Source organism: Halomonas koreensis, assembly GCF_031451675.1.
GTDB lineage: Bacteria > Pseudomonadota > Gammaproteobacteria > Pseudomonadales > Halomonadaceae > Halomonas > Halomonas koreensis.
Window position 1 is genome coordinate 1 of record NZ_JARWAK010000001.1, and the last position, 14143, is coordinate 14143.

Annotated in this window: 12 protein-coding genes; 10 read left to right on the plus strand and 2 right to left on the minus strand. The window is 70.6% G+C overall.

Annotation, left to right across the window (positions count from 1 at the left end):
* The 4 genes from QC818_RS00005 to QC818_RS00020 all read left to right on the plus strand — a co-directional run.
* The coding region (locus tag QC818_RS00005) for an aldehyde dehydrogenase family protein (RefSeq protein ID WP_309651180.1) at window positions 1-112 on the plus strand (112 nt) is incomplete at its 5' end.
* Between the two features lie 282 nt (window positions 113-394).
* Window positions 395-1306, plus strand: a complete 912-nt coding sequence (locus QC818_RS00010; protein ID WP_309650772.1) for a LysR substrate-binding domain-containing protein — start codon at window positions 395-397, stop codon at window positions 1304-1306.
* 70 nt (window positions 1307-1376) lie between these two features.
* A complete protein-coding gene (gene aguA, locus QC818_RS00015) occupies window positions 1377-2495 on the plus strand; it encodes an agmatine deiminase (RefSeq protein ID WP_309650773.1) in 1119 nt (372 codons plus the stop codon).
* A 163-nt stretch (window positions 2496-2658) separates the two neighbouring features.
* Window positions 2659-3882, plus strand: a complete 1224-nt coding sequence (locus tag QC818_RS00020; RefSeq protein WP_309650774.1) for an MFS transporter — start codon at window positions 2659-2661, stop codon at window positions 3880-3882.
* A 48-nt stretch (window positions 3883-3930) separates the two neighbouring features.
* Here QC818_RS00020 and QC818_RS00025 read toward each other — a convergent pair whose 3' ends face one another.
* Complete coding sequence (locus QC818_RS00025) at window positions 3931-4758, minus strand: helix-turn-helix transcriptional regulator (RefSeq protein WP_309650775.1); 828 nt, start codon at window positions 4756-4758, stop codon at window positions 3931-3933.
* 149 nt (window positions 4759-4907) lie between these two features.
* Between QC818_RS00025 and QC818_RS00030 the strand changes: the two genes are divergently transcribed.
* The gene (locus QC818_RS00030) at window positions 4908-5843 is read left to right on the plus strand and encodes a cobyrinic acid a,c-diamide synthase (protein ID WP_309650776.1); all 936 of its coding nucleotides are present in this window, start codon (window positions 4908-4910) and stop codon (window positions 5841-5843) included.
* A 27-nt stretch (window positions 5844-5870) separates the two neighbouring features.
* Window positions 5871-7058 (plus strand): toxic anion resistance protein, encoded by a 1188-nt coding sequence (locus tag QC818_RS00035; protein ID WP_309650777.1) that lies wholly within the window; start codon window positions 5871-5873, stop codon window positions 7056-7058.
* A 12-nt stretch (window positions 7059-7070) separates the two neighbouring features.
* Here the strand turns inward: QC818_RS00035 and QC818_RS00040 are convergent, their stop codons facing one another.
* Window positions 7071-7358 carry a sll1863 family stress response protein gene (locus QC818_RS00040; RefSeq protein WP_309650778.1) on the minus strand — a complete coding sequence of 96 codons (288 nt, stop codon included), beginning with the start codon at window positions 7356-7358 and terminating at the stop codon, window positions 7071-7073.
* A gap of 194 nt (window positions 7359-7552) precedes the next feature.
* Here QC818_RS00040 and QC818_RS00045 point away from each other — a divergent pair, with 194 nt between their 5' ends.
* The 4 genes from QC818_RS00045 (at window position 7553) to QC818_RS00060 (ending at window position 14080) form a co-directional block, all read left to right on the plus strand.
* Window positions 7553-9040 carry a PAS domain S-box protein gene (locus QC818_RS00045; protein ID WP_309650779.1) on the plus strand — a complete coding sequence of 496 codons (1488 nt, stop codon included), beginning with the start codon at window positions 7553-7555 and terminating at the stop codon, window positions 9038-9040.
* 143 nt (window positions 9041-9183) lie between these two features.
* Window positions 9184-10491 (plus strand): ATP-grasp domain-containing protein, encoded by a 1308-nt coding sequence (locus tag QC818_RS00050; RefSeq protein WP_309650780.1) that lies wholly within the window; start codon window positions 9184-9186, stop codon window positions 10489-10491.
* A gap of 15 nt (window positions 10492-10506) precedes the next feature.
* Complete coding sequence (locus QC818_RS00055; protein WP_309650781.1) at window positions 10507-12534, plus strand: CocE/NonD family hydrolase; 2028 nt, start codon at window positions 10507-10509, stop codon at window positions 12532-12534.
* 190 nt (window positions 12535-12724) lie between these two features.
* Window positions 12725-14080: an MFS transporter gene (locus tag QC818_RS00060; RefSeq protein WP_309650782.1), complete on the plus strand. Its 1356-nt coding sequence runs from the start codon at window positions 12725-12727 to the stop codon at window positions 14078-14080.
* Window positions 14081-14143 lie beyond the last annotated feature (63 nt).

The window sequence follows — 14143 nt, forward strand, 5'->3', positions numbered from 1 at the left end:
GACGGTGCCCTTCGGCGGGGTCAAGCAGTCGGGCAACGGCCGCGACAAGTCCCACCACAGCCTGGAGGAGTACTCCGAGCTGAAGAGCGTGTGGATGACGCTGGCGCCCTGAGGGTGGTGCGCGTGTCCCGTGGGGGCCGCCCATCCCCGGGCGCTGATCGGCGTGGTCGGCGGCGCTATCGTCCATCGCGCCGAGGACTTCCGGTCCTGGGCGGCTCCCACGTCCGTCAGGGCGCCGCCAGCGGCGCCCCCAGGTTTCATCGACGTGCCATTGGGAAACGCTTTCCACGTCGCTTGCCGGCCCTCGGGCCGGCCTTTTTGATGGCGCGCCCGGCGGGCGGGAATCGCGTATCCTGTCGGGCCCGTCGATAGAGCGCCCGAGGAGGCTCCCGCCATGCGTCGTCTGCCCTCGTTGACCGCGCTGCGCACCTTCGAGTGCGCCGCTCGGCATGCCCACTTCGGCCGCGCGGCGGCGGAGCTGTGCGTCACCGACAGCGCCGTCAGTCACCAGGTCCGCCAGTTGGAGGAGCAGCTCGGGGCGACGCTGTTCGTGCGCCGCGGGCGTCACATGCAGCCCACGCCCCAGGCTCGGCGCCTGCTGCACAGCCTGCAGCAGGCCTTCGAACGGGTCGGCGAGGCCTGCGAGGCGATCGCCGCCCCGGGCACCCAGGCCACGCTGCAGGTGGCCGTGCCCGCTGAGCTGGCCCAGAAGTGGCTGGTGGGCCGGCTGGACGACTTCTGCCGCCGGCACCCGCATATCGACCTGCACCTGCATGCCCGGGCCTACGACGTCCAGAGCCTCGGCCCCGACCTCGATCTGGCGATCATCTACGGCGCCGGGCCGGCGGATGCCCACGAGCTCTTCGTGCGCCCCCTGCCGCCGCTGCACTTCTTCCCGGTGTGCAGCCCGGGGCTGTTCAATGCGGGCGGCCTGACCCGCCCCGAGGACCTCGCCCGCTGCCGGCTGCTGCACGACGACCAGGACGGCGGCACCTGGGCCGCCTGGCTGGCCACCCACGCCGGCGACGCCCGGGCCGGGCGCAATCTCTACTTCGAGCATGCCGGCCTGGCCCTGGAAGCCGCCGCCAATGGCCTGGGCGTGGCGCTCGGCGATGCGCTGACGGCCTCGGAGGACCTGACACGAGGGCGGCTGGTGCGCCCCTTCGCCGCCAGCGTGGGCTCGCTCGGCCAGTACGCGCTGGTCTGCGACCGCCAGCGCCTCGAGCGGCCGGCGGTCGCGCACTTCATCGACTGGTGCGTCGCGCGTCTCGCGACCCCTGAATTCCATTCAAGGGTGGCGCAATAATCGTCGTTGGTGCGTCGCGAGAGGCCGCACCTAGCATCGGAATACCCCAACCACGAGAACGAGGTGTTCCATGGCGCGCTTGCTGACCTCCCTGCCCAAGACCGACGGTTTCCGGCTGCCCGGCGAGTTCGAACCCAAGGCCGGCTGCTGGCTGGGCTGGCCGGAGCGCCCGGACGTGTGGCGCAACGGCGGCAAGCCGGCGCAGCGGGTGTGGGTCGGGATCGCCGCCGCCATCGCCGAGAGCGAGCCGGTCACCGTCTGCGCCTCGGCCGCCCAGTTCGCCAACGCCCGGCGCCTGCTGCCGTCCTCGGTGCGGGTGGTGGAGATGACCTGCAACGACAGCTGGTTCCGCGACAGCGGGCCGGCCTTCGTGGTCAACGACGCCACCGGCGAGGTGCGTGGCGTGGACCTCGAGTTCAACGCCTACGGCGGCCTCGACGGCGGCCTCTACTTCCCCTGGGACCAGGACGACCAGATCGCCCGGAAGGTGCTCGAGATCGAGGGGCTGGACCGCTACCGGGCGCCGCTCATCGCCGAGATGGGCGGCATCCAGTCCGACGGCCAGGGCACCCTGCTGACCACCGAGCAGTGCCTGCTCAACCGTAACCGCAATGGCCACCTGGGCAAGGACGCGGTCACCCGGCACCTCGAGGACTACCTCGGCGCCGAGCGGGTCATCTGGCTCCCCCGGGGCTGCAAGTTCGACGAGACCGATGGCCACATCGACGACCTGGCCTGCTTCGTGCGCCCCGGCGAGGTGCTGCTGCAGTGGACCGACGACCGCGACGACCCGCAGTGGGAGATCTACCAGGAAGCCTATGAGGTGCTGCGCGGCACCCGCGACGCCCGCGGCCGCGAGCTCACCGTGCACAAGCTGCCCCAGCCACGGGCACTGGAGTGGACGGCCGAGGAAGCCGAGGGCCTGGATCGGGTCGACGGCACTCACCTGCGCCAGGCCGGCACCCGCATCTGCGCCTCCTACATCAACTACTACGCCGGCAACTCGGTGATCGTGGTGCCGCTGTTCGGCGACCCCAACGATCGCGTCGCCCAGGCCACCCTGGCCGAGCTGTTCCCCCGTCACCGCATCGTCGGCATCGAGGGTTCCCGCGAGATCCTGCTCGGCGGCGGCAACGTCGCCTGCATCACCATGCCCCAGTACGCCGCCCCGACGCCGACCGGCGGCTAAGCCCGGAGGCCCGGCCCTCTGCCTGCAGCCAGGGGCCGGGACCTCTCATCCCCAGAGCGAAAATCGGCCCATGGGGCCGCCGGCGCCCGCGCGTGCGGAGCCGTGGGGCCCCGTGGCCGGAAACCGACTCGACAACAACCAACAACCGAGTGAGGTATCCACGATGACGCAATCCACCACCGTCCCGGGCGAGGCCCGGAGACTCCCCCGCATTGGCGTCGACCATCCGCTGGCGATCGCCGCCGCCGTGGCGATCAGCTTCGTCGGCAACGCCGTGGTCATGGGCATGCCGTTGATGGTCGGGGCATGGGCCGACTTCCTGCACTTCGACGAGCAGCAGGTGGGCTGGCTGGCCTCGGCGGACCTGGGCGGCATGTTCCTGGCCTCGCTGGCCACCGCCGTCCTGGTGTCGCGCCTCAATCGGCGCCACCTGGCGCTGCTCGGCATCCTGGTGGCGATCGCCGGCAACTACTTGTCGACCCAGTATCAGGACTACTCGTCGCTGCTGGCGATGCGCGTGCTGGCGGGTTTCGGTGGCGGCATCTGCTACTCCACCGGCATCGCCTGCCTGGCCATCACCACCCGGACCGGGCGCAACTTCAGCATCATGATGTTCGGCCTGGTGGCGATCAACGCCATCGAGCTCTACACCATTCCCCACCTGACCGGGGCCTGGGGCATCGACGGCATCTTCCTGGCCTTCTGCGTGGCCTTCGCGCTGTGCCTGGCGGTGTTGCCCGCCCTCTATCCGCACACCCCGGCCGGCGCCGAGAAACTGGCCGGCGAGCGCTGGGCGGATACCGCGCCGCGCCTGCCGCGTCTACTACCGTGGTGCTGCCTGTTGGCGGTAGCGTGCTTCTATATCACCATCGGCTCGTTCTGGGCATTCATCGAGCGCGCCGGGGTCGACGCCGGGCTGACGGATGCCTTCATCGCCAACGTGCTGACCCTGGGCAACGTCTTCACCCTCTCCGGCTGCGTCGCGGCGGTCTGGCTGAGTCGTCGTGCCGGCCAGTCGCGGGTGCTGATGGCCGCACTGGTGGGCATGGCCGGGGTGCTGGCGCTGTTGGCCATGGAGATATCGGCGACCACCTTCGTCATCGGCACCTTCGGCTTCTGCATCGCCTGGCTGTTCACCGACATCTTCCAGCTCGGCACCCTGAGCCATATCGATGCCTCGGGCCGCTATGCGGCGCTGGTGCCGGCCGCCCAGGGGGTCGCCCAGACCGCCGCCCCGGCGATCGCCGGCTTCCTGCTGGCTCGCGAGCTGGGCTACGGCGCGGTGATGCTGCTGGGGGCGGCCGGGTCGCTGGCGGCGTTGTGCCTCTATGCCGTCGTCTACGCCCGACTGCGACGGCTGGCGCCCCAGATGGCCGACGCCGAGTAGTCGCTGGCAGATGAGCGCGACAACGAGCGAGCCCCCTGGGGGGCTCGCCTACTGTTCTGTCTGCTGGCGGGAGACCAGCGCCACGTGGTCGAGAAACAAGCGGAACAGCTGGGACTGGCTGGAGATCTCGAGGCGCTGGTAGATGTGCTTGCGGTGCACCTTGACGGTGCCGTCGCTGATGTCCAGCTCCCGGGCCGCCGACTTGGTGGAGTGCCCGGCCAGCAGCAGCCGGACGATCTCCCGTTCGCGCTGGGTCAGGGTCTCCTGGCCGAAGCTGTCGAAGGCGGCCTCCACCGGCTCGTGCTCCTCGAGGCTGGCCTGGAACCTGTGCCCCTGCCATTTCCAGTATTCGCCCAGCAGCGCCTCGAGCACCGGGCTCGCATGGCGCAGGGCCTGCAGGGTCCGGCGGGTCAGACGCGGGCCCTGGTCCGTGAAGCCCAGCGATACCACCATCACCACGTCGGCGTCGACCCGGGCGAAGAGCCCGACCTCATCGGCGAGCCCCAGGGCGCGATAGTAGTGGTGGTAGTAGTCGCTGCTCTCGAAGCGATCCGGGGCCAGCTCGCGCAGGCGGTAGGCGCCGCCGTCGAGGCCGTCGTGGACGGCCTTGAAGAAGGGATCCAGCAGGTAGGCCTCGCTCAGGTAGCGCTCGATCCCCTGCTCCCGCCGCGATGGCGGGTAGTTGTCGTGGATCAGCAGCGGCCGATGCTGGCCCTTGTAGGTATTGATCAGGATGGTATCGAACCCGCACAGGGCCTGCAGGGTCTGTTCCAGCAGGCCCGGAAAACCGGTGCCGCCGGCGCTGCGGATCAGTCGGGCCAGGTGCTGGTGCCAGGCCTGGCTGTCGGCGGTGGCGAGGGAGTCGGGTGCGATCACGTCGGGCGGCCTCGGCGGACGAATCCGGTAGCGGGATGCCGCCAGCATACCATGGCCGGCGGCCGTGCCGGGGTGGCGGGAAGTGCCCGCTGGCCTCATCATGGGGGCATTAGCGATCGCCGTGGCCATGGGAGGAGAAGGACGACGCCATGCTGGGATTCCTGCAGGGAGCGGCCTACGGCCTGTTCCTGACCTGCCTGCCCTGGTGCCTGGTCGGCCTGGCCAGCCCCCGCCTGGCGGTGCCCTCCGAGCATCCCACCCGCTGGCAGGCGGTGGTGCGCTATGCCTTCCTGGCGCCCTTTCTCAGCCTGCTGATGTGGCTGACCTCGCTGTGGGGCGGCTTCGACCCCAGCCTCGCCGGCTGGCTGGCCGGGCTCGCCGGGATCGCCGTGGAGATCCCCCTGGAGCGGCGCTGGCGACGCTTCCGGGCGCGGCGCCACAAGCGCCGCCTCGAGGCCATGCTGCAGGCGGAGGCCGATCGCCGGCGCGCCGAGGCGTCCCGGGAGGCCGGCGTCAGCGAGCTCGACCCGGCGGCGCCGCCGGCCGATGCCGACGAGGTGGTGCAGGCCCTGTGCCGCGCCAAGCAGGCGTTGGTCGAGGTCGGGCGCGACGACCATGCCGCCCAGGTCGATCGCCTCTACAGCCGCTACCGGCACGTGCTGGAGGTGCTCGGCTCGCGCTTCGACGCCACCGAGCTGGCCCACGAGCGGGCCCGCTCCCTGGTTGAGGAGGTCTGTTACGGCGCGGTGGACACCTTCACCGCCATGGCCTCCCAGGCGCGCGGCGTGCAGGGGCTGGACGTGGAATTCATCCGCCGCCGGCTGGGCCAGGAGGCCGACCGGCTCAGCGCCAACGAGACCAGCGCCCTGCGCCGCCGGCTGGCGCTGATCGAGGACACCGAGCGCTCGCTGCGCCGGCTGGCCGCACGCAACGAGGCGGCGTTGACGGCGCTGGACGACACCAGCGTGGCCCTGTCGCGGATCGTCACCGACCGACCCCGGGCCCGGGTCGGGGCCGACCAGGCCTGCGAGGAGCTGCGCCGCTTCATCGATGGCGCCGGGCGCTATGGCCGCGAGACGCGATAGACTGCAAGCATGAGGAGGGAGAGCCCCATGAGTGACGCCCCCGACACCGGCCGCGGCGACCCGCTGTCGCTGCCGCCGGTGGAACGCATCGCCGAAGAGCTGGAGCGGCCGGCGGCCGATGCCCCCGAGCATGCCGAGGCGGATGCCGAGCTCGCCGCCATGGCCGAGCGCTTCGTCGCCGAGACCCTGGAGGCCGAGGGGGAGGGCGCGGCCGACCGGCAGCGCCGGGCGGTGGACGAGATGGGCCTCGAGCTCCAGCAGCAGGCGGCGCGACAGAGCGAGATGCTCAAGACGCCGCTGCGCAAGCTGGCCCGGCACGGCGAGGAGGGCGGGCCGGTGGCCAAGGCGCTGGTCGAGCTGCGCGGCCGCATGGAGGCCCTGGATCCCCGGCACCATCGGCTGACCCCGGGGCCGATGGATCGGGTGCTGCGCCTGCTGCCGGGCACCAGCAGTCGGCTGCAGCGCTACTTCCACCGCTTCGAGACCGCCCAGCAGGCGCTGGAGGCGATCATCGCCGATCTCCAGGGCGGCCGCGACATGCTGGATCGGGACAACCTCACCCTCTCCGACGACCAGGAGGCCATGCGCGCCACCCTGGAGCAGCTGGCGCGCCAGGTGGCGCTGGGGCGGCTGATCGATGACCGCCTGAGCGCGGCCCTGGCGGACATCGCCGACGAATCGCGGCGCCGCTTCGTCGAGGAGGAGCTGCTGTTCCCACTGCGCCAGCGCATCCTCGACCTCCAGCAGCAGCAGGCGGTCTGCCAGCAGGGCGTGCTGGCCCTCGAGGTGATCATTCGCAACAACCGCGAGCTGATGCGCGGGGTGGATCGCGCCATCAACGTCACCGTCTCGGCCTTGAGCGTGGCGGCCACGGTGGCGCTGGCGCTGGCCAACCAGCGGCTGGTGCTCGACCGCATCGAATCGCTCAACGCCGCCACCAGCGAGACCATCGCCGGCACCGCTCGGGCGCTGCGCCAGCAGGGCGTGGACATCCAGACCCGGGCCGCCTCGGCCAACCTCGACATGAAGGCGCTGGAAGGCGCCTTCGCCGACGTCATGGCGGCGGTGGACGACCTGGCGAGCTACCGTCGCGAGGCCCTGCCGCGGCTGGGCGAGCAGATCGAGCGCCTGGAGACCCTGTCCCATCGGGGTCAGGCGGCCATCGAGCGCCTCGATCGCGGCGGCGAGGCTCGGGGCGACGGTCCCGACGGCTGAGCCGGGCGACGCTCATTCGAAGCGCGAGGCGGCGTCCCGGAGGGCCCGTCGCAGCCGGGCCCAGGCCGCCTCGCCCCCCTGGCGCAGGTCGTCCCGCGCCTCTTCGCCGGCCGCCAGCCGCGCCTCGAGCCGCCGGCGTGCCTCGTCGCGGCGGCGTTTCAACCGTGCCAGGTCCTCCGCATGCCGCGCCTGCGTCCGCGCTCCGGCCCGTCGCATCGCCTCGCCGAGCCGTTCGATCTCGGCATTCCAGTCGTCGAGGCTGGCCTTGAACCGCTCGATGACATCGTCGCGCTCTCGCATCCTCGTCTCCCGCCCGCCTGTTCTGCCTGAGGTCGCGCCGCGGCTGTCGAGTTCCCCGTTGCCCCCCGTGACAGCCGTTAATCTTAATTAAACGTTACTCCTGACGATCAATGACTAGGGTAGGACATACCACGAGGCGAGCCCCGTGAGGCTCGCCCGGTGCCTACGACGAACAACAAGCGACGATGCGGGGGATGCGCATGCAACTGAACTATCGGAAATGGCTGCAGCCAGGGACGCGCAGGGAAGTGGAGGGGGCCTCGGTGCTGGAGGACGGGGCGACGGACGGGCTCGCCGAGGCGGCCATGGAGACGGCCGTGGACGGCATGGTGGTGGTCGACGCCGACGACCGGGTGGTGCGCTTCAACGCGGCGGCGGAGGCGCTCTGGGGGCTGTCCCGGGAAGCGGTGATCGGCCAGCCGGTGGATCGGTTGGTGCCGGAGCTGCTGCGAGAGGCGCACCACGACCATGTCCAGACCCATCGCAGCACCGGCCATGACGTCCAGGTGGGCCGCCATCGCGAGGTCCAGCTCGAGCGTCCCGACGGCGGCAGGCGCTGGGTGAGCATCGCCCTGTCGCGGGTGGCGCTGGATGGCGGCGAGGGCTATGCCGCCGTGGTCCGCGACATCACCGCCAGCCGCGAGGCGGCGCTGGGGCCGCGCCAGGCCCTGGAGCAGTGCCTGGACGCGGTGGTCAGCATCGACGAGCACAACCGGGTGACCTTCTTCAACGGCGCCGCCGAGCGCCTCTGGGGCTGTCGGCGGGAAGACGTGCTGGGGGAGAACGTCAACCGCCTGGTGCCCGAGGCCATCCGCGCCCATCACGACGGTTACGTCGACCGCCACCGTCGCCACGGCGACGATCGCATCGTCGGCACCAGCCGCGACGTCCAGCTGGTGCGCTTCGACGGCGAGATGCGCTGGGTCAACCTGGCGCTTTCGCGCTTCGTGGTCGAGGGGCGCCAGGGCTACACCGCCTTCGTGCGCGACATCACCGAGCAGCGCAAGGTACGGGCGCTGATGGAGAGCACCCTGGAGCAGGCCATCAACGCCGTGGTGACCATCGACGAACACAACCGGGTGACCTTCTTCAACGGCGCCGCCGAGCGGCTGTGGGGCTACGGCCGCGACGAGGTGCTGGGCGAGAACGTCAAGATGCTGGTGCCCCACGCCATCCGCGATCACCACGACGCCTACGTGCAGCGCAACCGCGACACCGGCGAGGACCGCCTGGTCGGCAAGACCCGCGAGGTGGAGGTGGTGCGCAAGGACGGCAGCTCCGGCTGGGCCAGCCTGTCCCTGGCCCGCATCCGGCTCGACGACGCCATCGTCTACACCGCCTTCCTGCGCGATGCCGCCGACGAGGTGGCCCACCGCGAGAACATGGTCAAGCGCACCGAGCAGTTCGCCGAGGCCAACCAGCGGGTCACCCGCTTCGCCGAGGACATCGAGGCCATCGCCATGCGTACCAACCTGCTGTCCCTGAACGCCTCCATCGAGGCGGCGCGGGCCGGCGAGGCGGGGCGCAGCTTCTCGGTGGTGGCCGGCGAGGTGCGCGAGCTGGCGGAGCGCGCCTCGAGTTCGGCGAAGGACATCGGCGAGGTGGTGGCGCACACCCAGGCGCTGTTCCAGGACCTGCAGGACGCCCTGAAGGCCATCGAGGACAGCGCCCGCGGCCAGTGAGCCCGGCGCGCGGCGTCCCGGTCCGCCGGGGCGCCGCCGGCCTCCGCCTGGACTATGCTGCCAAGAAGGCGACGGTGTCGCCGGGGAGACGTTCGGGACGGGCCCGCGACGCTCCCGGAGGCGGGAATCCGCAGGGGGCGATCGTGAACGGCAACGCACGCAATGTCTTCGTGGTTGGGCTCAACGACTTCAACCGGCAGCGACTCGAGACCCTGAAGGGTGCCGAGGCGTATCGCTTCCACGGCCTCATCGCCCCGGCGGCGGTCTACGACACCGAGGTCTTCGACATTTCGGCCATGCTGGAGGAGGCCACCGAGGCCCTGGAAGCCTTCGACGGCCGCGTGGATGCCATCGTCGGCTACATGGACTTCCCGGTCTCCACCATGCTGCCGATCCTCTGCGACCGCTTCGACACCCGCTCCCCGTCGCTGGAGAGCCTGCTCAAGTGCGAGCACAAGTACTGGAGTCGGCAGGTGCAGAAGGAGGTCATCCCCGCTCATATCCCCACCTTCACCGCCTTCGATCCCTTCGACGACGACGCCCTGATCCGCATCGGCGAGGCCGGGCTCTACTTCCCCTTCTTCGTCAAGCCGATCAAGTCCTCCGGTTCCCGGCTGGGCTTTCGCATCGACACCCCCGAGGACTTCTATCACGCCATCGAGCGGCTGCGCGACGACATCGGCCTGATCGCCGACCCCTTCAACACCGTGCTCGAGCACGCCCGGCTGCCCGACGAGATCGCCGCCGTGGACGGCCACTTCTGCATGGCCGAGGAGATCATCGGCGGCTGGCAGTGCACCGTGGAAGGCTATGTTCACGACGGCGAGGTGGTCAGCTACGGCATCGTCGACTCGCTGCGCTATCCCCAGGTGCTGAGCTTCTTCCATTACCGCTATCCCTCCGGCCTGCCCGACCCCGTCCAGGCCACCATGCGCGAGCTCACCGGCCGGGTGATGCGCCACATCGGCTTCGACGACTCGGCCTTCAACATCGAGTACTTCTGGGACGAGGCCCAGGACCGCATCTGGCTGCTGGAGATCAACACCCGCATCTCCCAGTCCCATTGCGATCTCTTCGAGAAGGTCGACGGCGTCAGCAATCAGCAGGTCACCATCGACCTGGCGCTCGGCCAGCGGCCCGCCATGCCCCACCGCCAGGGCGACTACGCGGTGGCGGCCAAGTTCTTCCACCGCGTCTTCTTCACCGACGCCGTGGTCACCCGGGTGCCGAGCGACGAGGAGGTGGCCGCCCTGGAGTCGGACTTCCCCGGGACCGTGATCGCCCTGCAGGTGGAACCCGGGCAGCGGTTGTCGACCCTGCCCGAGCAGGACAGCTACAGCTATGCCCTGGCCTATATCTGGATGGGCGCCGCCTCGCCGGAACGCCTGCTCGAGGACTATGACCGCCTGATCGCCAGGCTCACCTTCGAGTTCGACGAGATCGAGGGCTGAACGAGGAGGACGCGGATGCGTATCGTCGAGACGTTGCCCCGCCGGGTCATGGAGGAGGAGACCTGGATCCCCATGGCCGACGGTACCCGCCTGGCGGCGCGGATCTGGCGGCCGGAGGACGCCGAGGCGCACCCAGTGCCGGCGATCCTCGAGTACCTGCCGTATCGCAAGCGCGACCTGACCGCCGCCCGGGACGTGCAGAGCCATCCCTACTGGGCCGGGCACGGCTATGCCGGGGTACGCGTCGACATCCGCGGCACCGGCGAGTCCGACGGCGTGCTCACCGACGAGTACCTGCCCGAGGAACTCGCCGACGGCGTGGCGATCATCGAGTGGCTGACCGAGCAGCCCTGGTGCAGCGGCGAGGTGGGCATGGTGGGCATCTCCTGGGGCGGCTTCAACGGCCTGCAGATCGCCGCCCTGGCGCCGCCGGCGCTCAAGGCGGTGATCACCCTGTGCTCCACCGACGACCGCTACGCCGACGACATCCACCACATGGGCGGCTGCCTGCTGGGGGACAACCTGTCCTGGGCCTCGACCATGTTCGACGGCAACGCCTGCCCGCCGGATCCCGAGCTGGTCGGGGAACGCTGGCGCGAGATGTGGCTCGAGCGCCTCGACGGCAGCGGCCTGTGGCTGGCCCAATGGCTCGAGCACCAGCGCCGCGACGACTACTGGAAGCACGGCTCGGTCTGCGAGGACTTCGCCGCCATCCGCTGCCCGGTCTACGCCATCAGCGGCTGGGCCGACGGCTACTGCAACGCCGTCTTCCGCCTGCTGGCCGGCCTGACGGTGCCGCGCAAGGGGCTGGTCGGGCCCTGGGCCCACAAGTACCCGCACCTGGGCGTACCCGGGCCGGCCATCGGCTTCCTGCAGGACTCGCTGCGCTGGTGGGATCACTGGCTCAAGGGCCAGGACACCGGAATCATGGACGAGCCCATGCTGCGGGTGTGGATGCAGGAATCGGTGCCACCCTCGGCCCGTTACGAGGTGCGCCCGGGGCGCTGGGTGGCCGAGCCGGCGTGGCCCTCGGCCAATATCGTGCCGGCCTCCTTCCGGCTGACGGTGGGCCACGACCTGCTGCCGGAGGCCGAGGGCGATGACGACCCGGCGGTGCTGACCCTGCGCTCGCCGCTCTCGGTGGGGCTCTACGCCGGCAAGTGGTGCTCCTACAACGCCCCGCCCGACCTGCCCCACGACCAGCGCGACGAGGACGGCGGCGCGCTGGTCTTCCAGACGCCGCGGCTCGAGCAGGCGCTGGAGATCTGCGGTCAGCCGATGGCCGAACTGGAGCTCGAGGCCGACCAGCCGGTGGCCATGGTGGCCCTGCGGCTGATCGACGTCGCCGCCGACGACAAGGCCACCCGGGTCTCCTACGGCCTGCTGAACCTCACCCACCGGGACAGCGACGAGCGTCCCGAGCCCCTGGAGCCCGGCCGACGCTATCGGGTCCGGGTGGCGCTCAAGCATATCGCCCAGCAGTTTCCCGCCGGCCATGCCATCCGCCTGGCGATCTCCACCAGCTACTGGCCGCTGGCCTGGCCCGCCCCGCGGCCGGTCACGCTGACGCTGTGTCCCGCCCGCTGTCGGCTGATATTGCCCACGCGGGCGCCGCGCCCCGACGAGGAGGCGGCCCTGCCGGCCTTCGCCGAGCCGGAGGGCGCGCCGCCGATCGCCAAGACCCTGATCCAGCCGACCCAGGAGAGCTGGCGGGTGATCCGCGACCTGGCCAACGACAAGACGACCCTGGAGGTGATCAACGACGAGGGCCGCTACCGCCTCGACGAGATCGACATGGAGATCGCGGCCCGGGTCACCGAGCGCTACAGCTATTCCTACGGCAGCTACGACAGCCTCAGCGGCTGGACCGAATGGGAGCGCAGCTTCCGCCGCGGCGACTGGGAGGTGCGCACCCTGACCCGCACCCTGATGACCGGCGACGCCGAGAACTTCCGGCTGCGCGCCACCCTGGACGCCTGGGAGGGCGAAACCCGCATCTTCGCCCGCACCTGGGACGAGACGATTCCCCGGGATCTGGTGTAGCACCTGTCACCGAGAGGCCTCGGTGACGGGGCGTAGAGGAAGTACCATACCAGGCGGCAGCGCCTCGCCTTGCGGCCGGGGCGTTTCCCCGGCCTGATGGCTGTCCCTCGTCCCTCGTCCCTCGTCCCTCAATGGCCGGTGAGCACCGCGACTGCTATCTTGGCCCCTTTCTCGACAGGGATGCCCCGCCATGAGCGTGACCACCGCCGACGCGCCCGCCAGGCCCTGGGCCTCGCGCAAGGAGATCCTGGGCTGGGCGATGTTCGACTTCGCCAACCAGGCCTATACCCTGCTGATCATCACCGTGGTGTTCGGCGAGCTGTTCACCACGGTGATCGTCGGCGACCGCGGCGACGACTACCGGCTCGCCAACTTCCTGTGGAGCCTGGCGCTGGCGGTGAGCTACCTGCTGGTGGTGATCACCGGTCCCCTGTGCGGGGCGGTGATGGACTACCGGGCCGCCAAGAAGGCCTTCCTCTTCGTCAGCTACCTGGCCACCGTGGCCACCACGGCGCTGCTCTACTTCGTGGCCCCCGGCTACGTCTGGCTGGGCCTCGTCCTGATCGTGGTGTCCAACTACGCCTACTCCATGGGCGAGTCCTTCATCGCCGCCTTCCTGCCGGACCTGGGCCCGCCGGAGGCGCTGGGCCGCATCTCCGGCTTCGGCTGGGCGCTGGGCTATGTCGGCGGCCTGTGTGCCGCCGGCTTCACCCTGGTGGTGCTGGGCGAGGCCAGCGCCGAGAACTTCGAGCGCATCCGCTGGGTGGGGCCCTTCGCCGCCGGCTTCTTCCTGGTCACCGCCATCCCCACCTTCCTGTGGGTCCGGGAGCGCGGCACCCCCCAGCCGCCGGGCCGCCCCTACCGGGAGATCGCCTGGCGGCGGGTCTCGACCACCCTCCACGAGCTCCGGCGCTTCCGCGACCTGGCCACCTTCCTGGTCTCCCTGCTGTTCTCCATGGCCGGCGTCTACATCATCATCGCCTTCGCCTTCATCTACGGCGCCCAGGTGATCGGCTGGGACGCCTCGGTGCGCAACCTGATGTTCATCATCGTGCAGATCACCGCCGCCGCCGGGGCGCTGGGCTTCGGAGCCATCCAGGATCGCATCGGCACCAGGCGCACCTACCTGATCACCCTGGCCCTGTGGGTGGCGGCGATCCTGGCCATCTGGGCCACCCCCGCCCTCACCGAAGGGCTCAACGCCGCGCTCGGACTCGACTGGCAGGCCCAGCACCTCTTCCTGGTGGTGGGCTGCCTGGCGGGGCTCAGCCTGGGCTCGAGCCAGTCCGCCAGCCGCGCCCTGGTGGGGCTCTTCTCGCCGACCCGCAAGGCCGCCGAGTTCTTCGGCTTCTGGGGGCTGGCCAACAAGCTCGCCGGCGTGGTGGGCATCGTCGGCCTGGGGCTGCTGCAGTCGGTGGTGGGGCTCCAGGCCTCGATCCTGCTGTGCGCGGGCCTGTTCGTCGTCGCCATCCTGATCTGCCTGGGCGTCGACCAGGCGCGCGGCATGCAGGCAGCGAGAGAGTGGGAGACCCGCAATGGCCAGTGATCCCGAGCCGCCTCGGGCGGGCCATCGGGCTCTGGTATGCTAGGGGCTCACCCAAGGTCACAA

Bases quoted from the DNA above. Each gene is read 5' to 3' on its own strand.
- QC818_RS00010 (WP_309650772.1), top strand. From the start codon at position 395: ATGCGTCGTCTGCCCTCGTTGACCGCGCTGCGCACCTTCGAGTGCGCC.
- aguA (WP_309650773.1), top strand. From the start codon at position 1,377: ATGGCGCGCTTGCTGACCTCCCTGCCCAAGACCGACGGTTTCCGGCTG.
- QC818_RS00020 (WP_309650774.1), top strand. From the start codon at position 2,659: ATGACGCAATCCACCACCGTCCCGGGCGAGGCCCGGAGACTCCCCCGC.
- QC818_RS00030 (WP_309650776.1), top strand. From the start codon at position 4,908: ATGCTGGGATTCCTGCAGGGAGCGGCCTACGGCCTGTTCCTGACCTGC.
- QC818_RS00035 (WP_309650777.1), top strand. From the start codon at position 5,871: ATGAGTGACGCCCCCGACACCGGCCGCGGCGACCCGCTGTCGCTGCCG.
- QC818_RS00040 (WP_309650778.1), bottom strand. From the start codon at position 7,358: ATGCGAGAGCGCGACGATGTCATCGAGCGGTTCAAGGCCAGCCTCGAC.
- QC818_RS00045 (WP_309650779.1), top strand. From the start codon at position 7,553: ATGCGCATGCAACTGAACTATCGGAAATGGCTGCAGCCAGGGACGCGC.
- QC818_RS00055 (WP_309650781.1), top strand. From the start codon at position 10,507: ATGCGTATCGTCGAGACGTTGCCCCGCCGGGTCATGGAGGAGGAGACC.
- QC818_RS00060 (WP_309650782.1), top strand. From the start codon at position 12,725: ATGAGCGTGACCACCGCCGACGCGCCCGCCAGGCCCTGGGCCTCGCGC.